Genomic DNA, 23,191 nt, shown 5'->3' on the forward strand with positions numbered 1-23,191 from the left:
CAGATTTCTGGAATCCGCGCGAAATGATGGGACCGTCCGCGCCATGTAGGGAGTGTCCACTTTTCGTACCCGCGAAGGAGACCTGCCTTGGGAAGCGCCCATGGATGACGACTGGCTGGCCAGATTCGAGGCCGTCTACCGGGAGACATACCACCAGATCACGGCCTACGCCGTGCGCCGCTGTGACTCGCCGCAGGACGCGGCGGACGTCGTGGCGGAGACCTTCACCATCGCCTGGCGCCGGGTGAGCGAGCTGCCACCGGGGCAGGAGGCCAGGCTCTGGCTGTACGGCGTGGCGCGCAAGGTGCTGGCCGGCCACCGCCGGAGCGCGGCCCGGCGCCGGCAGCGCAGCGTCGAGCTCGACACCGAGATGGCCGACCTCTACGGGAGTTCACCCGACAACGGCGTCGAGCTGAGCGTGATCGCCCAGGTGTTCGGGAGCCTGTCCGATGACGACCGTGAGCTCCTCTCGCTGGTCGCCTGGGAGGGGCTGGGACGCGAGGAGATCGCCACGATGCTGGGTCTGTCACGCAACGCCGTACGCATCAGGCTGCACCGTGCCCGCAGGCGTTTCTCCCGCGCGCTCGACGAAGCCGGTGTCCGGTCCACCACGGAAAGCCGGATGGTTCCGGCGGGGAGGTCGCTGTGAGGAACGCCGATGAGATCAGTGAGCTGCTGAGGCCGCTGTCCCGGATCGAACCCGGGCAGCCGGACGGCCACGCGTCCGGTGCGGGGGCACGGGCGCTGCTGACCTCGATCACGGCCCGGGAGCCGGGACGTACCCCTCTCCGGCGCGGCCCGCGTCGTCTCGTGCCACTCCTGGCCGCCGCGGCCGTGCTCGCGGCAGGCATCGTCGTGGGGCCGAGCCTGCTGGAGGACGGGGGCGGCGCGGCCACCTCCTACGCCAACTCCGCGGTGGAGATCCACCGGGAAGGTGACCATTACGTCGCCCGCATCAAGGATCCGTTCGCCGACTACGACAGGTACACCGAGGCGTTCCACGCGGTCGGCCTGAACGTCGATCTGCGCCCGGTGCCCGTCTCGCCGGGCACGGTGGGAAAGACCCTGGGGATGGTCATCACCGGCAAGGACTCTCCCGACCCCGACCCGCGGGGCACACCAGACCCCTCCGGCCCCCGATTCGGGGGTGTCGCCCTCTCGGTGGAGACGGCGCCCAGGGGATGCCATCCGGGACGGAGCAGCCACTGCGTCATGGTGATGCGGATCCCCGCCGGTTTCGCCGGCGGGGTGAATGTCAGGCTGGGGCGCCAGGCGAAGCCGGGAGAGGAGTACGCGAATTTCGACGCGGCCCTGGCCCCGGGTGAGATGTTCGCCGGGGTCCGGCTGAGAGACGGCCGCTCCGTGCACGACATGCTGGCCGAGGCGCGCAAGCGCGAGCTGACCGCGGTGTTCAGCCTCATCCGGGCGGACGGGGAGACGGGCGGCCTGTCCTTCGAGCCGCTACCCGCGGACCGGGTCGGACGCGGCTGGATCGTCTGGCACGCGTGGCAGGTGAAGGCCGGCGTGATCCGGTTGCTCGTCACGCCAGAGCGTCTGCCCGAGAATCCGTTCCACAACGGAAGCGCACCACCGCCCGCCTCCTGAGTCGTGCGCCGTCACTTGACATCCATGTGCCGCCTCGCCGACGCTCGCAGGAGCAGGTGTCGCGACCTCGGCGGCCACAGGGGCTGTACGGGCTGAAACGTCGACTCTCACGAAGGGACGACGTGGATGCACCCCATGCTGCGACGGCTGGACGACCTCGCCGCCCACCTGGCCACCCGCGGGGACGCTCTCGCGCTGCTCGGCCTCGGCTCGGCCGGCGCCGAGCACGACCGGCTCGACGAACACTCCGACCTGGACTTCTTCGTCGTCGTCGAGGGCGCCGCCAAGCCCCGCTACCTGGAGTCCATCGACTGGTTGCAGGCGCCCTGCCCGGTGGCGTACAGCTTCAGCAACGACCGCAACGGGCGCAAGGCTCTGTTCACCGACGGGATCTTCGTCGAGTACGCGATCTTCACGCTTGATGAGCTGGCCCTGCTCCCCTTGCACGGCGCGCGGGTCGTCTGGCGGCGCGACGACGCACCCGCCGACCTGGCGGGTTACGGAACGCCACCCGCCGGCCCGTGGCACGACACGGTCGAGTTCCACCTGAACGAGGCCCTGACCAACCTCTACGTCGGCCTGCACCGTGAACTGCGCGGCGAGCGGCTGGCCGCGGCCCGCTTCATCCAGTCGTTCGCCGTCGATCGGGTGATCGCCCTGCTGCACCTCACCTCCGCTCGGACGCACCACCGCCGCGACCCGTTCGAGCCGAGCCGGCGCGTGGAGCAGGCGTACTCGCCGGACGTGTTGCCGCTGGCCGAGATGGTTCCCGGATACGAGCACAACAGGCGGGCCGCCGGGGTCACCCTGGCCTGGCTGGAGGAGCGGTTCGCCGTCGACACCGTGATCGCCGACGCCATCCGAAGGCTCCTGCCGGTCGCCATCCGCCGTCCCCCGAAACTCCTCTGAAGATCACTCGCGTACGGAAAACCGGCTAGCCGGACAATGATCGACCATGACACGGTGTACCGGTGTCCGATCTCAGCAGACTTCCCCGCTCGGTCGCCGAAGCCGTCACCGCCGAGCAAGACGGCGAGCGGCTGCGTTACCTGTTCTTCTGGGGCCATCGGCCGCCACGTGACGGCGGGGTCGGCGCCGGATGCCTCAGCCAGTGGTGGGAGGTCGCCTTCACCACGGAGGGGCACCTCTTCCGGTCCGCCGAGCACTACATGATGGCGCACAAGGCGTGGCTGTTCGGCGACGACGAGACCGCGGCGCGGGTCCTCGCCGCCGAGCACCCCGGCGAGGCGAAGAGACTCGGCCGCGAGGTTCGCGGCTTCGACGAGGCGATCTGGAACGAGCACCGCTACGAGATCGTGGTGCGCGGCAACATCGCCAAGTTCGGCGCACACCCCGAGCTGAAGGACTTCCTGCTCGGCACCCGGGCCCGCGTGCTGGTCGAGGCCAGCCCCGTCGACCGGATCTGGGGCATCGGCCTGACCGCCGACAACGAACGCGCCACCTCCGCCACCACCTGGCGAGGCCTGAACCTGCTCGGCTTCGCCCTCATGGACACCCGCGACGCCCTGGAGAGCATGTCGCGAAACAGGGCCTGACACTCGCGGCACTGTCACCGGTGGTTCGGTGGAACCCGGCCACCTCACTCGGCTCTCAGGCTCGCGTCGGATCCGGGCCTCGTCATCGCCCATGCCGGGGACATTCCACAGGCGCTCCCCGAAAGGCGGGAGACAGGACTCACGGGCCATCGCCACGCCCCTCCGGCCGCTGTAGCCGCCGGATCTGGAGGCGCAGCTCTCGTTCACGATGCGCGTGCTGCTGTTCACGCCGTAGTTCCAGTTCTTCGGCGGTCGCGTCGTCCCAGCGTGTCCGAGTCTCCTTGATATGACGCAGGGTGGCGCGGGACAGCCACATGACGCCGATCGCGATGGCCATGAGCACGGTCATGTGACCGGCGAAGAGCAGCACGAAACCGGCGACGAAACACATCCAGTACGCGGCCTTGACGGCGATTTCTATCGTATCGATGTGCTTTTCGAACAGCGTCATCCTTTACTCCGATGGTGTCGGGTGGAGTAGTCGCTCCAGCACGAGGGGGAATGACCGAAATATCGATTTCGCCCGCTCGGGTGGCCATGGCTTCCCTGGCGGAAGTGCGATGCCGGCCGGGTACCGGACTTGCCGATTTAGATGATCAATACCTAATCTGGTATGCGACTTTTTTCCTTCAGCACGGGGTCATGAAAAGGACGGGGTGGCGTGGCCGAGCGGATGGTGCCCAGTCCCCGGCACGAACGGCTGAGGCAATTGCTCGTCGAAGCCGAATACCGGGCTCATGAGGTGCGGCAGGCGTACCAGCACGCCTCCTCGGCGATGCGGTCGGGACAGGTGTGGACGGGGCCGACGGCCACCACCTGGACCACCGAGCTGGAAGACCGGCATCAACGGCTCGGGCGGCTCGCCCAGAACGTGGTGGACGCGGTCGAGGAGGAGCTGCGCCGCTCTCCCCCGCTGGTGACCGAGGCGGAGGCGGACGCCATGCGCCGAGAGCTGGCCGGACGCACGTGACCGCCATGACCATGAGGGGGAGCGTTCCATGGCACCGACCGCCGAGTTCTGCGGCATCGACCCCGAACAGCTGGGTCAGCTCGCCACCTCCCTGCGCGGCGCCGCCGACCGGCTGACCGCGTTCAGCAGGGAGTTCGAGGAGAAACTCGGCCGGTACGGGATCAGCACCCCCGCGCTCCGGGAGATCACCGACATCGCCGACTGGGGCGGGAGGCAGGTCTCCATGCTGCACGGCCGGATCGACCTGATCAAAACCCTGGGCAACGGTGCCCCAGAGCTGGGCGGGGCGGGGGACACGACGGGCGGCGCGGCGGGCGGCGCGATCTCGATGGCTGCGGGCGGACAGGGGCTCATCCGGCTCCCCGACGAGCTGAAGGACTTTGACATCGCCCAGGGCCTGGCCAGGGTGTACGGCGAGGACATCCTGGTGAACTTCCACGGTGAGTCGCAGGCCAAGCTCATCCACGAGCACATCGACGACGTCGCCAAACTCGCCGACAACCCCCAGGCCGCCGCAGCCTTCTTCGCCCTGCTGTCCCCGAAGGTCCGGGACGCGCTGCCCAGCATCATCGCGGTCACCGGCAGTAGGACCGCCCAGAAGGACCTGGCCGCCTTCAGCAAGGCCCTCGGCGCAGCCCTGAACGCTCCCACTCTCGTTCCGGCCTTCGCCAAGGTCAGAGACGACCTGGTCAAACCGGTCGACGGCAAGATCGTCGCGTGGAACCGGCTCGCGCTGCTCAAGGGTGCGAACGCCCCCTCGTCCATCCGCAGCGCGGCGGCCCGTTCCCTGGTCCTGGACGAGTTCGCGAAGAGACCCGGGCAGGAGTGGCGCGCCGGATCCCTGGGCGGCAAGAAGTACGACCTGCCTGACGACCTGGTCGCCATGGGGCTGGAGGTGCTCGACGGAGACGGCACGGCCGTACGGGACGCCTTCGCCAAGATGGGCGGGGCCGACGTCAAGCTCAGCCAGGTCGACAAGATGAAGCTGTTTCTCGACTACGCCAAAGGCGTGGGCACCGGGGACGAGGTGGCCGACGCCTTCGGCCGGGCGATGGAAGCGGGCACCGAGGCCAAGACCGAGAAGACAGGCCAGCACAGCCTGGAGGCCGCCGCCTTCGCCTTCGACGCCATCCGTGCCGCCGCCGCCTTCGGCTCCGACCTTCCGAGACCGGCCATGGACTCCATGAGCGTGATAGCAAAGTCGTATGTCCATGAACTGGCCTCGGGCGCCCGGTTCGACAAAGCCGTGGACCGGACCTCCGGAATGGGCGCCCCGGCAAACTGGACTCCCCTTCCCAATGTGAACCCGTCCTTCTACCTCAGCCCCGGCGACACCTATCGCTTCATGCAGACCTTTGTCGGAGAAAAGCAACTCACGGACGATTTCGACACGGCCGCCGGTAAGTTCCGATACGACACGCTGATAGCCGCCGCTCAACTTGATGCACAAGCAGAAGATGCCCGCTTCGAAAAAATTGCAAAGATGTTCGGCGACCTCGCGGGTCTGGAGTTCAAGGCCACACTGGACGTGCGCGGTGAGATAGACGCCACCTACGATCTGGTTCGCGACATCGCCAAAAACACTGTCTCCCTTGGAGTCGACAGCATTCCATTGGCGGGGCCCCTCGCCCATCATGCTATCGAGACAGGATGGGAACTGACCAAGGCGTACGGTGTCAGTACTCTGCTCGACGACTGGGTAGAGAGTCTCGGGACGCGAGTCGAGGAGGCCACCGGGGCACGATCGGACTTTGTCCTGCGCCAGAAGTACGACATAGCACATCTCCTTCACCAAGCCGGTTACCCGGCGAGCGAACCTCCTGCCGAGCTCATTAGCAAGAGCACCGGTGATCTCAAGACCTACGACGAACTTCTTGCAGAGGCAAAGCTAGAAGCCAAGGGAGGCAGTAAAGAGTGGGAGCAAGTACTGCGGGGAAAACTAGTGCCTTATGAACGCTGGATGGACGGCAATGGCAAGCTTGATGACAAGATCGAGGATGCAACGCGATTCCATACGAGCGAGCACGCCAAGGAACAGATAAGGATCTGGAAGTAAGCAAATATCCCTTACCGCGGTAGGCAAGCGGTCATCGCATGTAGCCGCCAAGTAGGGGCATCAGGAGCCACATACACAGTCACCTTGATCTCCGGATCCTTCTTCGTGCCGTAGATGAATCGTCCATCCGCTGCATCTGTCTGACTGAAATCAAAATCAAGTTCATATCCGAGCACTTGCACAAGCGTGTTCTCCATCAGCCCTTGAGCCAAATCAAGATGGCCGTCCACATCAGAGGTCTTACGCTCGTAGTCTGCCGTGGCTCGAAGCACTCTTTTGAATTTGTCCTTGTCGCAAGGGATGTCCTTGTCGGGGCGTTGCAGGATACGCAGTTTCTTGCTCGGGCTCTTAAAGACGTCGTCGGTTTCCAGGCGTTGGGTGTCCTTCTGTAGCTCCGCTGCTGCGTCCTTCAGGGAAGGGGTGGAAGTACATCCCGAGGCCACCATCACCAGCGCCAGAGCGACGGCGAGTAACCGGGTGAAGCGCATTCAGGACCTCCAGGGACAGTGAACGCCGGGACCTACCAATCTTTACCTACCCGGCCCGCCTTCGCCACACCCTTCCCATACTCGTTCGTCAGCCAAGGGGAGTTGCCAGGTCACGCCGACCGCTGCCATTAGCCAGGGCAGAGGCATGCCCTCGCGGTTCAGAGCCACGATCCGTTCGGCCGACAGCTCGCTCGTCGTCATACTTTCACCTTCCGAATGTTTTCCTGCGCCCACGACGGGAGACCGAAAGAGAGCTATCTCATTCATGTCCGACTCGATTCACCTCCGGCCAAGAAAGTGGATTACCGCTTCCTTATAAAACTTTCGCGAGCAGGATTTCTGTGCTTAGAATGCCTTACCAGTAGTCGGCCTGCTACCGGATCGGCAGCCCAGGCTAGAGCGGATGATGACAGCCGTTGGTTTACCCGGACTGGATTCAATATCACCGGCTGGACATTAGGTCCGTTTTTCCTAATTCGGGAGGAAATGCAATGGATAATGCGCCATCTCTCGACCCTGGATCCCCCCGGGTACGGTTCGGCGCCGAGATGCGCCGCTTGCGTCTGGCCGCACAGCTCTCGCAGACCGCGGTGGCCAGACGCCTCGGCTGCACCCAGACCCAGATCAGCCGCCTGGAGAGCGCCAGCCGAACACCGTCCAAGTCCGACGCCGAGAGACTGGACCAGCTCTATGGGAAGGCCAACGGCATCTCCTTCACGGGGATACGCGAGCACATCATCGCCCAGCCCGGAGGACCAGCCTGGTTCTGGAACTGGGCCGAAGAGATCGAACCCAGAGCTCTCGTCATCCGCTCCTGGGATCCCCTCCTGGTGCCCGGCCTGCTCCAGACGGAGGCATACGCCAGGTATCTCTTCAGCCGAGGGCCCCAAATCACGTCCGAAGAGCTGGAGCAGCGTGTCGAAGCCCGCATGCAGCGGCAACGGATCCTTGATCAGGAAGATGCGCCCACGCTCCTCGCTCTTATCGATGAGGGTGTGCTGCGTCGTCGGATCGGTAACCCCGAGTTGATGCAAGAGCAATTTGGTCATCTACTGGAGACCGCACGTCGGTCCGCCATCTCCATCCAGGTCGTCGATTCGGAGTGCGTGGCGGGCCTGGCGGGAGCCTTCATGATCGCCGAGCTTCCGAACGGGGAACCGGACGTTGTCCATTCAGACTCACCCGCTCAGGGACACATCACGAACAACCAAGATCTTGTGGCTTCCATTTGGAAGCGCTATGAGGCGATACGGCTATGGGCTTATCCTGAGCACATATCCCTCAAAAAAATCGAGGAAGTGAAGCGGGAATGGACCTGAGCGCTGCCATCTGGCGGAAATCATCGCGTTCCTCGGACAACGGCGGCCAGTGTGTCGAGGTGGCCGCCAACCTGCCCGAAGTCATCGCGGTCCGCGACAGCAAAGACCCGGACGGCCCCAAACTACTCCTCACCCCCACCGGATGGGGCACCTTCATCCGCGGTATCAAAACCGGCGACTTCGACCGCTGATCTGATCTCGGCCCAGATCGAGGCGTTAGGTGCCCCGAATGAGTTCAAGTGTCGGTGTCCTTGGGATGGCGGGGTGAGGCGTAGACGAGATGGACGGTTCTCCGGGACTCGTCGACGAGGTAGCGCACCCTGCCGCCCGCGGTGACCTCGTACTCCCACTGCGGGTATTCGCGGCCTCCCAGCGTCCCGGTGGCGAGGCGGCCACGCAGCCGGTGCTGGCGGTCCGGATCCCGCTGCGACAGCGGATCATCGCGCAACGCCTCGAAACAGCGCCGGGTGTTACCGGCCGCCTCCGCGCACAGATCGATCCATCCCTTGGCCGCCTCACCGGTGGCGAACCGTAGGTGCCACTCGTCGCCGATCGGTGGTGGAGCCACGGCGTCGCCGCGCTTGGGGCTCACGGCGCGGCCACCTCACCGTGATCCTCGTCCGGCAGCGCGCGGGTGAGCCGCGCGGTCAGCTCGGGATCGGCCAGGATGCGGGCGGTGGCGCGCCACTCGACGATGACCCGGTGCAGCGTGGAGTGGACGTCCAGATCAACCGAGTCCCGGGTGGCGTCGACGAGCTCCCGGACGAACTCCTGCGTCTCCGCCGCGGAGAGATGCCGGACCCATGGGAAGACCTCGGGCAGCGCGTGCAGGACGGCGCGGGTGCCTTCATCGCTGGCCAGCAGCGCGGCGATCATGCGGGCCGCGATGTCCGCGGTCTCTTCTCGCTGATGGTCATGCCGGGCTACCGAGATGAACAGGTCCTCTCCGTCGCGGCGTGTGACGCGCACGCGATGGAAGCGGTCGATGATCTCGGCGACCCGTTTGGAGTGCTTCGACAGGTCGGAGAACGGCACGGTCGGCATGGCCATACCCAACCATACTTCGGAACACGTTCCGAAGTAAACGCTGCCATTCCTCCAAGCAGACCAGCAAGTTCATCAGGCTCCGCCTCCCGGTCGAGGATGCCCTGGTGACCGAGGTACTTCCTCGCCTGCAGAGCGCCCACGAAGTCACGCACCGCGCCGAGACCGACCGGTCGCGTGTAGTACTCGCACTGGATCGCGTGCGTCTGACCGTCCGGTGCGACACCGAGGACGTCCACGCCCCGTCACCGGCACCGCCGACAACGCGGACCCGGCCGAAGCCGTCACGGCGCAGCAGCTCGGCCGCCAATTCCTCGAACCGGCGTGCGTCCAGCCGTTTCACTCCGGCCCGCCGTAAGGCCTCCTCACGATAGGCCGCGCCCATACGGCGATCGCCAGAACGACGGCGGCCAGCAGAACCGCGAGCATCATCACGACGCCGAGCAGCACCATCCAGGTGGATGCTGAAATGTCGAGCACCACGGGCACCGCGAAAACCGCGGCCAGCGGCACAAGGAGCCACCAGGTGCTCCCCTCGCTCCTCTTCCGGCTCCGGCGGGTGCTGCGCCTCCGTGCTGGTGATCTGCGCCTCGCCATTGAGACCTCCAGGAAACGGGGAGAACCACGCCCAGTGTGCACCGCGCCACCGGCAGAATCCGTCGCCCGGTACTGCCTTAACGCGTCGCTCCGGGCAGAGGACCTGTCCTCGCACGCCAACGGTCTGCCGAGCTCTCCCAGGTCAGTACCGGCCAGATCAGGCAGAACCGACGCCGCGACCTCGTTTGCCCGTATGACGATCGTCAGAGCTGGTCAAGTAGGCGGCTGAAAACGGTGAGGTCCACGCACTCCAGCGAGTATCCGTACGGGATCTCATCCTCCCCGTGGTTCAGCCGTCTGGGAAACGTCCGCATGTTGGAGCTGTGGAAGAACTTCCCCGGGAAGGTCACTCCTGAGATGGCACGCAGTTCGTCCAGCCCCACCCAGGGCGACACAATCACGGCGATGGTCTGTCGCCGAAGTCTCTTGCGGTTGAGGTAGACGATCTGGCGGCGACCGGAGTGGACGAGTTCAAGGTCGCCCTTGGTGGCATGTGAGGGCTGGAAGCCATGCTCGCCCGCCAGCGCTACCAGACGTTCTTCCAGGTCATTCGCCCACGTGCCGGCACCCGAGTCGGGCCAGGGGACGGGAAGGAAACGAAATGCCCCGAGGGGAGGAGTCGACTCGATCATGATCAGACTCTACGAGGCCCAGACGAAACGCGCGTAGAGATTTCAAAGGGTTCCTCCTCCGACAGACCACCTCCATGACAGCTATTTCGCTACGGTCAGCGAGTCATTTTTCCTTTCTTGTAGTGATAAATCTACTCAAATAGTGACCAAATCACCCCTTTCGGTAAGTTCTATTTACGGTTTTCCAGTGACCGATTCCGGGCCGACAGCCGATGCGGATCCCGCAGGTTGACCGATGTTCGTGAGCAGGGACGGCTCCCAGAGAAGCACTTGAAGCAGCCTGGACAAGAGCGGCCGTTTCCTATTGCCTTCGGAGTTGGAAACGGGAAACACCGGAACAGGTCTTGTCTGTCCGACATCGGCTAACACAGTCTTGCAAGCGGTGATTCACGGCTGCTCGGACAGGCGGTGACGGAGGTTCATGTGGTCCAGCAGCCAATCACCTTCGGCAGGGAACTTCGGAGACGGCGTATCGCCGCCGATCTCACCCTTACCGATTTATCCAGGCTGGCTCATTACAGCAAAGGCCAGCTCAGCAAGGTCGAACGAGGTATCAAAGCACCGAGCCGCGAGTTGGGCCGCCTCTGCGACGTCGCGCTTGACGCCGGAGGCGAGCTCGCCGCCCTGGTCCGCGAACGGCCTCCCAAAGAAGAACTCGTACAGGAGAAGAGCAGTGACGAGGATGAGGTGTGGCTGATGCGGTTGTCCTCAGACGGGCAGAACCGGTTCCAGCCCATGAGCCGGAGACAGGCACTGGCAGCGGGGGCGGCTTCGATCGCGGGAATGAGCATCGGCGGCCCGGCAACCCCATCCGGCGCCGAGGACACGACGCTCCTGGGAGTATCCCGATCTCTGTTCGACCAGTATCGGCAGCTCGGTCAGACAGTCAGTCCAGGACTCCTACTCCCTGCGCTCATCGCGCAGACCCATACACTCCGGGAGCTGTCCGCCCATGCCGGTTCTCAGACCCGTCAGGGGTTGCTGAGGCTCGGTTCCCGGTACGCCGAGTATGTCGGCTGGCTGGTGCAGGAGACGGGAAACGAACAGGCGGCGCTGTGGTGGACACAACGCGCCGTTGACCTGGCGGCCGTCGGTGGTGATCATGACCTTGCCGCCTACGGACTGGTCCGCCGGGCACTGGTCACCCTCTACCGCGAGGATGCTCCCCAGACCGTTGAACTGGCCCAGCAAGCACAGAACGGCAAGGTCCCGCCGCGGATCCGTGGTCTGGCAGCGCAACGGGAGGCGCAGGGCCACGCGCTCGCGGGCGACTACGACGCCTGCATGCACAGCCTGGACCGGGCGCGTGCACTGCTCGTCGGACACGCATCCGACTCTGACGCGCCCGTCATCGGCACCACCAACCTGTCCGACCCGGTCGCGATGATCACCGGCTGGTGCCTCTACGACCTGGGGTGGCCGGCCGAAGCCGCCGAAATCATGGAAACGCAGCTGGCGCAGGTGCCGCCCCAGGCACTGCGCACGCAGGTCCGTTACGGAGTGCGCTGCGCGCTCGCCCACGCCGCTGCCGGGGAGATCGACCATGCGTGCGACGTGGCCGGCCGACTACTCGACAGTGCTGTCACGGTGCGTTCGGCCACCATCGCCGCGGACCTGCGCAACCTCGCCCGCGCCCTGGCTCGTCACCGACGGAACCGGTCGGTGCGCGATCTCACTCCTGAACTCAGCACGACCCTGCAGATCATCGTCCCGTAGAGAGAGAACTCACCATGCCCGACGTGTTCATCAACTATCGCACCGGAGACGGAGAGAAGACTGCTCTTCTCCTCGAAAAGGAACTGTCCGCAATTCTCGGAGGAGAGGAACGGATCTTCCGTGCCACCAGGTCCATCAAACCTGGCCAACGCTTTCCCGAGGAACTGCTCGGCAACGTGCGGCGCAGTACCGTCCTTCTCGCCGTCATCGGCCCCAACTGGACCCAGTCCCCCAGACTTCGTGACGAGGGCGACTGGGTCCGCCGGGAGCTCCTTGAGGCGTTCGCCCTCGGCATACCGGTCGTGCCGGTTCTCGAAGGACACAGGACAAAACGGATAGGCCGGGCGGAGTTGCCGGTGGAGCTGGCCTGGCTCACCGAGATTCAGTCGGTGCACGTGGATCTGGAGGACCTCCAGGCGGACCTCACCCGCCTCGTCGCCAGGCTCGCCGATTGGGTGCCGTCCTTCAGGACAACGAAACGCCCGGCCCCTCAGCCGCCGCCCCCCGGCTCCGTCGCCAACTCGGCGGGCGACGTTCATGGCACGGCCATCCAGGGCCGCGACATCACCACCGGCGATGTCGGCACGGTCATCAAGGGCGACCACGGGATGTTCCACACCGGTAAGGGCAACATCCAGCACTTCTCCGGAGACAGGGCGGCATACGTCGCCGGAGACAACCACGGAGGAATCGGTCACCAGTTCGGCGACTCCCACAAGAATGAGGAGAACGGCCGTTGAGCGACCAGATCAGATCCTCCGTCTTCATCGGCCGTGAAGCGGCGGTGCACACGGGTAACGGCAACCAGATCATCTCGCTGGGCGAAGCCACGGGCAAGGATCCCCGGCGCATTGCCGATGACCAGTTGTTATGGTTCCGGCAACGTTTCCTTTCTCCCGGAGGCTTCACCAGGGCGGGTGCGGTCCTGGAATCCAACGGCACCGTATTCCTGGATGGAACGCCGGGCACCGGAAGAAGGACCGCCGCGTGGATTCTCCTGGGTGAGCTGTACTCCGGAAGCGAGACGTTCCACGAGCTCCTACTGAAGGACAAACCCCCCTATCTGAAAACCAGCCAGGTCGGCGAAGGCGCCTTGGTGCTGGTGGACCTGTCAGCGATCACCAGTGAGCAGGTCTGGACCGAGGTCCAAGGCGAGCTTCCCGACCTCCGCAAGGTCGTGCACGAGCGTGGTGCCCACCTGGTGGCGGTACTCCCGACCAGGAGAGTTGAGCGGCTCGGGGCGGATCTCGGCGCCTACCGCGTCGAGATCACCCGCCCAGCAGGCATAGGGGTGCTCCAGCGCTATCTGCGCATGGAGGGTATCCCGGTAGCCGAAACCGATTCGGCGCCTCAGGCCACCACGGACTTCCTGCTCAAGAACCCCTCGATGCAGGAGATCGCCGACTTCGCCGCCCTCGTCGTCGAGGCACGGGCAACGGCGGGATCAGCGGGCGGATTCGCCGCCTGGTGTGAGAGCGCCCTGGCCGCATTGGACAACCACCAGGGCAAGCTCGTCGCCGACGATCTCGTCAAACTGCGCAAGGGACCACAGCGAGCGCTGCTGCTGGCCACGGCCATGCTGCACGGAGCTCATATCGACGTCATCCACCGAGCCACCGCCGCGATGTTGGAAGGGGTGAAGTACCCGCAGGACGAACGCCCTCTGCTGGAGTGGACGGACCTCGCCGCCCGTTTTCAGAAGATCGGGGCGGCACCCGACGCCTCCGGCCAGGTGCGGTTCGACAAACTCGGATACGACTCGGCGGTCCGTACCCATTTCTGGACCCACCGACCGGAACTACGGGAGCCCATCCAGAAATGGGTCGGTGACGTCGTGGGCCTGACGGGCCTGGAGACGGACGACCGCGACAAACTGATCAAGCGGTTCGCCGAGCTGTGCCTGCACGACAGGTACCGGGACCTCCTGCCGACCCTCGTATCACAGTGCGCGAAGGACACCGGGAACAGCTTCCGGATGGGCGCGGCCATTCAGGCACTGCGGCACGGGCTCCAGCACGAAGAGCACGGCCGGTTCTTCCGGCAGAAGATCTACGAATGGTCGCGTGAGGCGAACCTGCCCAGGGGGCTCACCGAGGTGCTCGTCGTGGCGTGCTGGCAGGTGATGGCCGTGCGCCACCCGGACCAGGCCATGGTCCGGCTCCATCACCTGGCGCGTAGGGAGCGCGGAACCACACATGCCCACAACGCGCTCGTGCAGTTGGTGGGCGCCGACGCCCAACTCCGGGTCCGGATGCTGGAGCGGTTGGTTGAGCGGCTCCAACTGGAGGAATGGCCGATCGACACCGACCTGTTCGTGGAGTTCGCCGATCCGGCACCGCTCACAGCCACCGGGCCACGCATGCGCGCACCTCTGTCCGACCCCGACCTGAGGGAGCGGCTGATCACCGGCTGGAGCATCGCCCTTCACCGGCGTCCGTACGAGGTCTGGCGCACGCAGGTGGAGCGCTGGATCCGGACAGCCTTCGACGATGAACCACATCGCGAGCATCTCCTCGACACGCTCGTCGCCGGCTGCGGGCAACGTGCGGACCTCCTGGCCCGCCTGCATGTCATCACCCGAGACTTGGCCCGCCCCGGGACGGACGGACAGGAACGCCAGGCCTTTCTCACCGATCGCGTGCTACGGAAGATCAACTTTTCCATGGCTATCGGGGCCGTGTGAGCCGCCATCGTGACAACAGATCAGGGAGACAACACCATGGGTTCCGGCCGCAGGACGGTCACGATCTACTTTGTCGCCTTCGCGGGATTGATTCTCGCCGGGCTCATTCTGTTCGCCCCACTACCGCCCTGGGCGTGGGTGATGGTTGTCGTGGTAGCCGGAATCGTCGTGGTCCTGACCATGAGGGTAACCGGCCGCGGAACGGATTCCGCGCGATCGGTGGAGACGACCTACCTTCCACCGCCACCGATAGAGCCTCGGGAGCGGCGGATCGTCGAAGTCGCGCTGCCGAGCATGGAGGAGGACTACGACTTCCTCTTCTCGGCGACGGTGCGGTGGTCTTCGGAGGGCAGGGCAATGGATGAGCCGGTCGCCAACCTCGGCGGCCTGGCGGTCGACACGATCCTGGATCGTGCCATGAACATCACGAAGAACCGGCTCCCCGGCAGGGCCTCGCTCGTTCAGCACGAGTTGAACGGTGCACTGAGCAGGATGCGGTCGGACGACGGCGGATGCGTGCGGGTGATGGCCGAGTCGGTCACGCTCACTCTCTCCGATCACGATCGGCAACGACTGGAAAAGCTCGCCGAGGTGCGTAAGAACAAGGCGGTCTGGGAGCACGAGAGGAAGTACGAGCAGAGCAAGCGGGAGTATCTTGGGGAGGAGGTGCTGAAAGACCCCGGTAGCGCCGTGGTCTGGTGGCTCGCCAGGAACGACGATCGCGTGGAGAAGGTGGTGCAGGACCTGGGCATCCTCGCCCAGCTCTCCTCCGCCGCGAACAACGAGGACATCCCCGAATGTTTCCGGTATCTGCTGCCGCCCCCCTCACAGCCAGTGGACGACGAGCCGCCCACACCTGATCCGGGACACGGATCATCCGTCGTCGACCACTTCGAGGCGTTCCTGGAGGTGACGGACTTTCCAGACGGTGACCCGCAGCGTGCCCTGTTCACCCGGCAGGTGGCCGACTATCTCGTCAAGCACGGCAGGAAGGACGCGGCTGACGACCTGGTACGCCGGTTCGACGCGCCCAGCGCCTTCGTCCCCGACGATGCGACTCCTCCCCCCGACCAGCTAGACGAAGGACCGTACACCGACGATCCCGGATGAGCGAGCCGTGATGTTCACCACAGTGATCCCTAATACCTTTCTTGAAGGCAGATCGAGGACACGGCAGATCTTTCTGTCCGCTACCGGACTGACCCGGACACTCCTCAACTCCTGTTCAGCACGGGTACGTTTCTGATCTGTACCGGCACGCCGATCTCCTTACCCCCAGAGGGAGCGCGATGACAGGCACTCAGCAAAGACCCTTTCCCGTCGAGGATCTCTTGCAGGCCGTACGTCTGGAGATCGCTGCCGAGCTTCGCAGCGACGGCGACGGGGAGAAGGTCTCGCTGACCGCCGGGCGCAGGGTCGGAGGCGACGGGGAGATCTGGGAGTACCTGTTCTCCTGCAGGAGCTGGAAGGACGCGTTCTCCGGAGAGAAACTGCTCGTCCGGCTCTCGCGTTCCCGCGCCCCGTGGGTGAGTGCCGAGGCCGTGCGGATGCCCGACGGCAAGGTCACGGTCCGCACCGCGGCCGATCTGGGCAGCCAGCCGGGCAACGCTCAGCTACGCAAGGACGAGTCGGCGGGCATGGAGACCCTCGCCGAGCGGCTGGAGTCCGCCGGGGGGAGCGACGGTCTGGTCAATCTCACCACGGCGGGCTGGATGATCGGCCAGGGAAGTCCGCGTGTCAGCCGCTGTGCCACCCCGGAACGTTTCATCCGAGGGTATCGCGAACGCGAACTCAATCCCCGGCAGCGACAGGCGATCGAGCAGGCCCTCGACAGCGAGCTCACCTTCATCTGGGGACCGCCGGGAACCGGCAAGACCGACGTTGTCGCCTCCATCGTCGAGGGCTGTTACCGGCAGGGGATGCGGGTGCTCTTCGTCGCCCCGACCAAGGTCGCCGTGGACCAGGCGCTGGAGCGGATCTGTGACCTGCTCTCCGGTGAGGAGGGCTTCGACACGGGGCTCGTACAGCGCGCCGGAGACATCGAGCTCGCCTCCCTGGCCACCAGGTTCGGCGACCAGATCAACGCCGGACGGGTCGCCGGACGGATGGCCACCGCCATCACCGCGCGGATCACCGAAACGCGCGAACTGTTGAACGCGGCGCGTCAGGACCTCGCGCTCCACACCGAGGCCGAGCGCGTCTCAGGCGAGCTGCGGGACCTGAGCACGCGACACGACGAGGCCGGGCGGCACGCCGTCGCCCTACGACAGCAGATCCAGGCCGAGCAGGCCGCCCTCGCCAGGATCGAGCAACAGATCCATGAGATCGGCTCCCCTTCCGGGCTTTTCGCCAAGAAGAAGCAGGCCAAGCTTGACGACCTCGGCCGCGTGCACTGGACACATCGGAACGCCGTCGCCGCGCTCGACCAGCAGCTGCACGCCGCGCTGACCGTACAGCGAAACCGTGCCACCGAGGTCGCCAAACTTGAGCCGGAGCTGGCCGTGCTGCATGGCCGCCTGCGGGGAGTTCCCCCGCCCGGTCCTCTTCGGGACGCCATCGAGCGGCTTCAACAGCAACTCACCGCTTTGGAGCAGGAACAGCAGAAGATCACCGAAGTGGTCCGGGGCAACTGCCACGTCATGGGCACTACCGTCGCCAAGGCGGTGCAGTCCCGCAAGTTGCTCGACTCGATCGACGTGGTGGTCATCGACGAGGCCGGGATGGTGAACACCCCTTCGGCCTGGTGTGCCGCCGGGCTCGCCGCCCGGCGGGTCGTCGTCGCCGGTGACTTCCGGCAGCTGCCCGCCGTGACCAGGTCCTCCGGCGACCGGGACGCCTCCCTCGAGGACAGGCAGCACGCCGAGCTCTGGATGGACCGCGATGTCTTCGCCACGGCCGGGCTGGTGGACTCGGCGGGATCGGCCCGTCAGGACCGGCGGATGGTCTGCCTGGACACGCAGTACCGTATGCGCCCGTCGATCTGCGAGGTGGTCAATGTCGTCGCCTACCCCGACGCGCCCTTGCGCACCGGGCGCGGTGACCGCAGCCGTCTCCCGCACTCGCCATTGATCGACGGCCCGCTGATCCTTGTCGACACCACCCCGCGCCGCCTGCCCAACCCGAAAGGCCGCCGCAACGGGCACAAGACCAACCCGGTGCACGAAGCGGTCATTCACGAGCTTGTCCGAGGCCTGCAGTACGACGAGGTCCTGCCCGCTCGCAAGTGGGCGGGCCTGGCCACCGGGGAGCGACCGGCCGACCGGCTGGCTGTGATCGCTCCGTTCAGAGACCAGGTAAAAGCACTGCGGAACAGCCTGACCTACCGGTTCGGCGAGAGCTACGAAGGGCTGGTGGACACCGTCCACCGATTCCAGGGCAGTCAGCGTCCCCTTGTGGTGATCGATACCGTGGCAGGAGCGGGCGACAGACTCGGCTACTTCTACGAGGGCTCCGGCCTGTCGTCTTCAACATCCCGGTTGCTCAACGTGGCCCTCAGCCGGGCGCAGGACCATCTCGTCGTCGTCGCCGACACCCGGTTCCTGCACGAGAACCTCAGTCCAGGTAGTGAGGCCGCACGGATGCTCACCCACTTGGAGCGCCATGCGCGGTTGCTCTCGGTGGACGACCTCGTCCCGTTCCGTTCCGCGGCCGACCTGGCCGGGCTGGACAAGGACGAGCTGGCCCGGCCTGCGTTCTTTCCCGCCGACGAGGTGCCCCGCGCCATCGCATGGGACATCGGACAAGCTCAGCGCAGCATCGAGATCTACTGTGCCTTCCTGGACCCTGCCCCCGTCAGCAGATGGCTGCGGCATCTCACCCCGCGCATCAACAGCGGAGTGCAGGTCACCGTCCACACTCGGGACCAGAGCGACGATCCGCGCAAGCGTGCTCTGGTACGAGACCTTGAGGCCGCCGGTTGTCTGGTCGCAGTACGCGAGCGCATGCACGAGAAGGTCATGATCGTCGACGACACCGTGCTGTGGCACGGCTCGCTCAACCTTCTCGCCAACACCGGCGCCACCGACCTGATGATACGGATCACCGACCCGTTCTCCTGCAGGCAAGTCCGTCACATCGTCGACCGCGCACGAATGGAACGTCCTGCCCGTACCTGGAAGCAGACATCGCCGGAGCCGAATTCGGCCCCCGATGTCAGATCTGGCGATGTGCTGGACGGACGCCTTTACATACAGGTCTCTTTCGACAAGAAAGACGAGTTCAAACACGCGCTACAGACCGCCGGGATACGTCCCCAGTGGCACGGGTCAAGGAAGCTGTGGCATGTCGATGCCGCTGTCCCACGGCACCTGGTCCAGCGCTGGCTTCCTCCGGCTACGCACTGACAGTGTTGACGAACTCGATCGACCCGGCACCGCCGGGCGGGACTGCGCCCCAGCCGCAAGTGGCCCGGTGGCAGCATGAGGATACTTCAACAGCGGTCACGAGGAATCTTCAACGTTGTTCGGCTAAAGATCAGCTACCGCACCGCTCAGGAGAACCTCAACTTCGAAGCTCGGTCGAGATACCGCGACACGACCGCATCAGTCATCGACCGCGACGACCTTGACCGCTCGTAACAGGCCGTCTTTGAATTCATGGTGCTGCCCCGTGGAAGACGAAGTAAGGGCCCGTCCGAGCTCGAACAAAGACCTTTTCGCCCACGAGGCGATCGGGCGGGCTTTGCATGAATAATCCCGGCGAGGTCGTCCGGCGCATAAAGAGGGCGTTGCGGGTCTGAGCCGTCGCGAGGCCCTCCAGAACCAGGCCTCTCGCATGAGAAATTCCCAAATAGCTCAACATCGCGCAGCCTCATGAGTATATAGCTATAGCGAGGGAGAGTCAGCTGCCGTTCGCTGTTGATAGGGGGCGTCCCATGGTCAAAGCACGCCAGAACAGGCGTGCCAAATCCGGTCGAGCCAATGCGGCTCCCGCCCCTCGATCCAAGGAGGCTGAGCCGGCCGGATCCGGGCGATGGAAAGCCATGCGGACGTGGCTGGCGGGAATCCTCAGCGCTGTGATCATCGCAGTGATCGGTGTCGTGTTCACCACTTGGTTCAACGCACGCGGACCCGACGCGGTCGACCGGATCAGCGGAGAGCCTCCGATCAAGGTCGGCCACGTAGCCGTCGACTACTCCACGCAGGACACTGCCCTGAGGGAGCCGGTGACCGATCCGGGAGAGCGAGCGGTTCTGTTGAGCAGCGCGTCCGGCTCGCGCCATGACGCCGTCATGGCGCGCCATCACCGGGCCCCCCTCGAAAAGGTGGACGTCACCGTCGTCCTCATCGGGAACCGCAGCAGCCTGCGCATCATCGACATCAAGCCGCGCGTCCTCGACCGCAAGTCGGTCTCGGACGGCGCGGTGCTGGTCTACACCTCCGGCGGAGAGGTCGACACCATCGAACTCTCCGCCGATCTCGATGAGCCGGCTCCCCGTTTTGCCACCGCCAAGGACCCTGACACCTCGTACTTCAGGAAGAAGCAGATAGACCTGAAACGGGGCGAGCGGGTCACGCTCTCCATGTCGATCAAGGGCACGGCGGCGTACTACGAGTTCGATCTCCTGGTCACCGTGCTCGCGGAGGACCGAACCGAGCAGATTACGATCGAGGGGCCGGACAAGAACCCGTTCCGGGTGACCGGCACTGCCGACGCCTACCGCACCTACTACACCCTCTCCCCGCTCCGTGTCTGGCAGCCGATCCCTCGTGGCCAGGCATGCGTGATCGAGCGGAAGATCCAAAAGACCAAGGGATGCTGACCGTGCGCGGGCGTCGCCGCGCGGCAGGGGTCCTGCTCGCGGTGGTCCTGGTGGCCTGCCCGGCCGCGTCCGCTCCGCGGCTCCCGCTCGTGCCTGTCGAGTGGCGTGCGGCGTGGTCGGTGCCTGCGGACACCGACACCGGCGAGCCGTTCTTCGAGACTCCGCGCTACGCCGTGTCCGACCACGCGGTCGCCGTGGCGACGCGCCAGGGCACCGTGCGGATCCACGATCCGCGCACCGGTGAGCTCCGGCGCACCGTCCCCGCCGACCCGGCTCTCACCGCGCCCATCACCGGCGTGTGGATCGCGGCGGACACGCTGGTCGTGTCGAGAGGAACGCCGGACATAGTCGACCACGCCCTGGACGGCCATGATCTGACCACGGGCGCCGCGCTGTGGCGGCGCACGATCGCCGTCTCCAGTCATCAGCCCCGGACGGAAGGTATCGGCGCGTACCGGGGTCCGCGGATCATGGTGACCGAGCGCGGCATCGTGGTGTTGGAGCGGTCGGCCGAGCCCCTCGACATCCGTGCTCTTGATCTCCGGACCGGGGCGACCACGACACGGGTGACGTATCCGCGAGGCTGCCACCTGCGAGGTGCGGCAACCGCCCGATCGGTGGCGCTGCTCAGCTCTTGCGCGGGAAACAAGCTGCGGCTCACCTCGATGGATCCGCGCACACTGCGGCACGGTTGGACGCGCCTGCTGTCGTCGTTCTCCTCGCCGCCGGGCGGAGACGCTGCGATTCGCGTTACGGCCAATGCGGAGGGATACGTTCACGCCTCGGTGGGGAACGATGATTTCTTCTACGGGGCGGACGGCCGCCTGCTGTCCACCGGCCCGGAGGCTGCGGGCGTCATGAACCCGAGCCGCTGGAGCCCGCCCTTGCTCGCCGGCTCGTACTCCGGGGCAGCCGGCCACCGCGGGGCCCTCCTGGACAACGGATGGCCGTTGCCCGCCTACCTGTTCTCCGTCGACTCCGGCACCGGACGGCTCAGCGGATTGCCGCTCGACCTGCCCTACCATCGTGTGTCCCTTGTCGGGTCGATCCGGGGTATGGCCTTCGTGCACAGCGATGTCCCCGATGACGGCCGGATCACCGCGTACAAGCTGAGCTACGGGCTTTCCCGCGAGCCCACCCGCTTCGGCGGTGTCTCGGCGAGCGCCTGGCCGGATGCCTGCGCCCTGCTTACCGGCCATGATCTGTCCGTCCTCGCTGACGGCTACCGCGCGGTTCCCGGAGCGGACGATTCTGTGGGAACAGAACCGCCGAAGCCGGAGAGATGCGACTGGATACCGCCCACTGACGACGGCGTCGTCGTCTCGCTCTCCGTGGAATGGGTGTCCTCGTCGAACGCGGGCGCGCGAAAGCTGTTCACCGCCGAGGTCGGCGTTATCAAAGAGGCCAACGCCTTCGATCCCACCACGGAGAGCCCGGGCTTCCTCTCCTATACCGTGGCCGAGACGAACGGGTTCTACGGCGCGACGATCATCAACGTGGGCCCCGTCATCGTCCGGCTGAGCTCGCTCTCCCGACAGGCGGTGCGGCTCATCTCCCCGTTGCTACAGGGCAATCTGCTCGCACATTATCAGCCAGGCGTCCGCGCTCCCGGCCCCGCGCGCGAGGGCGGCTGGAACCATCCGACCGACGCGGTCGTCCATGCCGAGCCGGTGGTGGTCGACGGTGTCGTCTACGCCACAAGTGGCGATGGCACGGTGTCCGCGCTGGACGCCGCCACCGGCGCGATGCGGTGGCGTTTCCAGACGGGCGGTTCCCTGCTGTTCGATCACGTGGTGGTGGATGGCACCGTGTTCGCGGCGAACACTTCCGGCAGGCTGGTCGCGTTGGACGCCGCCACCGGCCGCATGAGGTGGAGCCGCAGGATCGATGTGTACAGCGACCTCGTGGTCGCGGCGGGCCGCCTCTACGTCTGGACCAGGAACCCCGCCTGGTCCGTGAGTGCCGAGGTCGTCGCGCTGAACGGTGCCTCCGGTAAGAGGCTGTGGAGCTTCCAGCCGGAGGGCGACGTCCTCAACCCCGATCCCGTGCTGGTCGGCGAAGTCGTCCATGTCGGCAGCGACCATGGCATGGTGTATGCGCTGGACGCCACCTCGGGAGCCCAGAAGTGGCGTCTCCGGGCCGGCGGAGGACAAGACCACACTCATCTGGTGCGAGCCGGCGGGGTCGTCTATGCCGCGAGCACCGATGGCGAGGTGCACGCGCTGGAAGGCTCCTCCGGGAAAGTCCGATGGAGCTCAGGGCTCGACGGTCCCGTCGATTTCCGTCCGGTGGTGGCCGGCGGGGCCGTGTACCTCGGCAACAAGGACGGCACGACATACGCATTGGACGCCGCCACCGGCACGCGGCTGTGGAGCTTCCAGACCGAGGGCGACAGGCCCGGCTTCAAGTGGGACGTCGCGGTGGCCCAGGGACTCGTATACGCCGGCGACGACAGCAGGCTGTACGCGCTCGACGCCGTCACCGGCACGGTGCGATGGAGCTTCCCGTTGGGAAAGGGCCTCACCTCCGGCCCCGTGGCGGAAGGCGGGACCATTCACGTCGGAGACAACGAGGGAACGCTTCACGTGCTCGACGCCGCCACCGGCACGGTGCGATGGAGCTTCCAGACCGGCGGCACCATCGAAACCAGACCTGTGGTGGCAGGTGGCCTCGTGTACGTCGGCGGCTCGAACGGCAACGTGTACGCGTTGCCCGCGGCAGGCGGATAGAAGTGCGCTGAAGATCTTGGAAGGCTCCCGCCTCG

At 65.8% G+C, this 23,191-nt stretch carries 21 protein-coding genes; 15 read left to right on the forward strand and 6 right to left on the reverse strand.

The window, feature by feature from the left end:
* The first annotated feature begins 100 nt into the window (after window positions 1–100).
* The 4 genes from AB0J58_RS16880 (at window position 101) to AB0J58_RS16895 (ending at window position 3,161) form a co-directional block, all read left to right on the forward strand.
* The gene (locus tag AB0J58_RS16880) at window positions 101–649 is read left to right on the forward strand and encodes an RNA polymerase sigma factor (protein WP_364216255.1); all 549 of its coding nucleotides are present in this window, start codon (window positions 101–103) and stop codon (window positions 647–649) included.
* A complete protein-coding gene (locus AB0J58_RS16885) occupies window positions 646–1,605 on the forward strand; it encodes a hypothetical protein (RefSeq protein ID WP_364216258.1) in 960 nt (319 codons plus the stop codon). Before AB0J58_RS16880 ends, AB0J58_RS16885 begins: the two co-directional genes overlap by 4 nt.
* 135 nt (window positions 1,606–1,740) lie before the next feature.
* The gene (locus AB0J58_RS16890) at window positions 1,741–2,514 is read left to right on the forward strand and encodes a hypothetical protein (RefSeq protein WP_364216261.1); all 774 of its coding nucleotides are present in this window, start codon (window positions 1,741–1,743) and stop codon (window positions 2,512–2,514) included.
* A gap of 62 nt (window positions 2,515–2,576) precedes the next feature.
* Window positions 2,577–3,161 carry an NADAR family protein gene (locus AB0J58_RS16895; RefSeq protein WP_364216264.1) on the forward strand — a complete coding sequence of 195 codons (585 nt, stop codon included), beginning with the start codon at window positions 2,577–2,579 and terminating at the stop codon, window positions 3,159–3,161.
* 139 nt (window positions 3,162–3,300) lie between these two features.
* Here the strand turns inward: AB0J58_RS16895 and AB0J58_RS16900 are convergent, their stop codons facing one another.
* The gene (locus tag AB0J58_RS16900) at window positions 3,301–3,612 is read right to left on the reverse strand and encodes a hypothetical protein (RefSeq protein WP_364216267.1); all 312 of its coding nucleotides are present in this window, start codon (window positions 3,610–3,612) and stop codon (window positions 3,301–3,303) included.
* Window positions 3,613–3,822: 210 nt separating this feature from the next.
* Here AB0J58_RS16900 and AB0J58_RS16905 point away from each other — a divergent pair, with 210 nt between their 5' ends.
* Both AB0J58_RS16905 and AB0J58_RS16910 read left to right on the forward strand, forming a co-directional pair.
* On the forward strand, window positions 3,823–4,131 hold the full coding sequence (locus AB0J58_RS16905) for a hypothetical protein (RefSeq protein WP_364216270.1): 309 nt from the start codon (window positions 3,823–3,825) through the stop codon (window positions 4,129–4,131).
* Between the two features lie 28 nt (window positions 4,132–4,159).
* Entirely contained in the window at window positions 4,160–6,187 is a 2,028-nt protein-coding gene (locus AB0J58_RS16910) for a hypothetical protein (RefSeq protein WP_364216273.1), read from the forward strand.
* 11 nt (window positions 6,188–6,198) lie between these two features.
* Here AB0J58_RS16910 and AB0J58_RS16915 read toward each other — a convergent pair whose 3' ends face one another.
* Window positions 6,199–6,675, reverse strand: a complete 477-nt coding sequence (locus tag AB0J58_RS16915; protein ID WP_364216275.1) for a hypothetical protein — start codon at window positions 6,673–6,675, stop codon at window positions 6,199–6,201.
* A 491-nt stretch (window positions 6,676–7,166) separates the two neighbouring features.
* Between AB0J58_RS16915 and AB0J58_RS16920 the strand changes: the two genes are divergently transcribed.
* Together AB0J58_RS16920 and AB0J58_RS16925 are read left to right on the forward strand one after the other, a co-directional pair.
* Entirely contained in the window at window positions 7,167–7,994 is an 828-nt protein-coding gene (locus tag AB0J58_RS16920; RefSeq protein WP_364216278.1) for a helix-turn-helix transcriptional regulator, read from the forward strand.
* On the forward strand, window positions 7,985–8,185 hold the full coding sequence (locus tag AB0J58_RS16925; RefSeq protein WP_364216281.1) for a DUF397 domain-containing protein: 201 nt from the start codon (window positions 7,985–7,987) through the stop codon (window positions 8,183–8,185). Before AB0J58_RS16920 ends, AB0J58_RS16925 begins: the two co-directional genes overlap by 10 nt.
* A gap of 44 nt (window positions 8,186–8,229) precedes the next feature.
* Here the strand turns inward: AB0J58_RS16925 and AB0J58_RS16930 are convergent, their stop codons facing one another.
* From AB0J58_RS16930 to AB0J58_RS16945, 4 genes are all read right to left on the reverse strand, one after another.
* Window positions 8,230–8,586 carry a hypothetical protein gene (locus AB0J58_RS16930; RefSeq protein WP_364216284.1) on the reverse strand — a complete coding sequence of 119 codons (357 nt, stop codon included), beginning with the start codon at window positions 8,584–8,586 and terminating at the stop codon, window positions 8,230–8,232.
* Complete coding sequence (locus AB0J58_RS16935) at window positions 8,583–9,044, reverse strand: hypothetical protein (protein ID WP_364216287.1); 462 nt, start codon at window positions 9,042–9,044, stop codon at window positions 8,583–8,585. The genes AB0J58_RS16930 and AB0J58_RS16935 overlap by 4 nt, the downstream gene beginning before the upstream one ends.
* A 333-nt stretch (window positions 9,045–9,377) precedes the next feature.
* Complete coding sequence (locus AB0J58_RS16940) at window positions 9,378–9,551, reverse strand: hypothetical protein (RefSeq protein WP_364216290.1); 174 nt, start codon at window positions 9,549–9,551, stop codon at window positions 9,378–9,380.
* A gap of 287 nt (window positions 9,552–9,838) precedes the next feature.
* Window positions 9,839–10,267: a hypothetical protein gene (locus AB0J58_RS16945; protein ID WP_364216293.1), complete on the reverse strand. Its 429-nt coding sequence runs from the start codon at window positions 10,265–10,267 to the stop codon at window positions 9,839–9,841.
* Between the two features lie 423 nt (window positions 10,268–10,690).
* On the opposite strand from AB0J58_RS16945, the gene AB0J58_RS16950 reads away from it, so the two are divergent.
* The 7 genes from AB0J58_RS16950 (at window position 10,691) to AB0J58_RS16980 (ending at window position 23,156) form a co-directional block, all read left to right on the forward strand.
* Window positions 10,691–11,983 carry a helix-turn-helix transcriptional regulator gene (locus tag AB0J58_RS16950; protein WP_364216296.1) on the forward strand — a complete coding sequence of 431 codons (1,293 nt, stop codon included), beginning with the start codon at window positions 10,691–10,693 and terminating at the stop codon, window positions 11,981–11,983.
* Window positions 11,984–12,006: 23 nt separating this feature from the next.
* Entirely contained in the window at window positions 12,007–12,723 is a 717-nt protein-coding gene (locus AB0J58_RS16955; protein WP_364216299.1) for a TIR domain-containing protein, read from the forward strand.
* The gene (locus AB0J58_RS16960; protein ID WP_364216301.1) at window positions 12,720–14,666 is read left to right on the forward strand and encodes a hypothetical protein; all 1,947 of its coding nucleotides are present in this window, start codon (window positions 12,720–12,722) and stop codon (window positions 14,664–14,666) included. The genes AB0J58_RS16955 and AB0J58_RS16960 overlap by 4 nt, the downstream gene beginning before the upstream one ends.
* A gap of 9 nt (window positions 14,667–14,675) precedes the next feature.
* The gene (locus AB0J58_RS16965; RefSeq protein ID WP_364216304.1) at window positions 14,676–15,776 is read left to right on the forward strand and encodes a hypothetical protein; all 1,101 of its coding nucleotides are present in this window, start codon (window positions 14,676–14,678) and stop codon (window positions 15,774–15,776) included.
* A gap of 179 nt (window positions 15,777–15,955) precedes the next feature.
* Complete coding sequence (locus AB0J58_RS16970; protein ID WP_364216307.1) at window positions 15,956–19,009, forward strand: AAA domain-containing protein; 3,054 nt, start codon at window positions 15,956–15,958, stop codon at window positions 19,007–19,009.
* A gap of 638 nt (window positions 19,010–19,647) precedes the next feature.
* Entirely contained in the window at window positions 19,648–20,427 is a 780-nt protein-coding gene (locus AB0J58_RS16975) for a hypothetical protein (RefSeq protein ID WP_364216310.1), read from the forward strand.
* A complete protein-coding gene (locus AB0J58_RS16980) occupies window positions 20,421–23,156 on the forward strand; it encodes a PQQ-binding-like beta-propeller repeat protein (RefSeq protein WP_364216313.1) in 2,736 nt (911 codons plus the stop codon). The genes AB0J58_RS16975 and AB0J58_RS16980 overlap by 7 nt, the downstream gene beginning before the upstream one ends.
* The last annotated feature ends 35 nt before the right edge of the window (window positions 23,157–23,191 follow it).

The organism is Streptosporangium sp. NPDC049644 (assembly GCF_040675205.1).
GTDB lineage: Bacteria > Actinomycetota > Actinomycetes > Streptosporangiales > Streptosporangiaceae > Streptosporangium > Streptosporangium fukuiense.

Coding starts and splice junctions, on each gene's coding strand:
- AB0J58_RS16975 (WP_364216310.1), top strand. CDS start 19,648: ATGCGGACGTGGCTGGCGGGAATCCTCAGCGCTGTGATCATCGCAGTG.
- AB0J58_RS16925 (WP_364216281.1), top strand. CDS start 7,985: ATGGACCTGAGCGCTGCCATCTGGCGGAAATCATCGCGTTCCTCGGAC.
- AB0J58_RS16880 (WP_364216255.1), top strand. CDS start 101: ATGGATGACGACTGGCTGGCCAGATTCGAGGCCGTCTACCGGGAGACA.
- AB0J58_RS16980 (WP_364216313.1), top strand. CDS start 20,421: ATGCTGACCGTGCGCGGGCGTCGCCGCGCGGCAGGGGTCCTGCTCGCG.
- AB0J58_RS16970 (WP_364216307.1), top strand. CDS start 15,956: ATGACAGGCACTCAGCAAAGACCCTTTCCCGTCGAGGATCTCTTGCAG.
- AB0J58_RS16915 (WP_364216275.1), bottom strand. CDS start 6,675: ATGCGCTTCACCCGGTTACTCGCCGTCGCTCTGGCGCTGGTGATGGTG.
- AB0J58_RS16890 (WP_364216261.1), top strand. CDS start 1,741: ATGCTGCGACGGCTGGACGACCTCGCCGCCCACCTGGCCACCCGCGGG.
- AB0J58_RS16900 (WP_364216267.1), bottom strand. CDS start 3,612: ATGACGCTGTTCGAAAAGCACATCGATACGATAGAAATCGCCGTCAAG.
- AB0J58_RS16935 (WP_364216287.1), bottom strand. CDS start 9,044: ATGGCCATGCCGACCGTGCCGTTCTCCGACCTGTCGAAGCACTCCAAA.
- AB0J58_RS16920 (WP_364216278.1), top strand. CDS start 7,167: ATGGATAATGCGCCATCTCTCGACCCTGGATCCCCCCGGGTACGGTTC.
- AB0J58_RS16910 (WP_364216273.1), top strand. CDS start 4,160: ATGGCACCGACCGCCGAGTTCTGCGGCATCGACCCCGAACAGCTGGGT.
- AB0J58_RS16945 (WP_364216293.1), bottom strand. CDS start 10,267: ATGATCGAGTCGACTCCTCCCCTCGGGGCATTTCGTTTCCTTCCCGTC.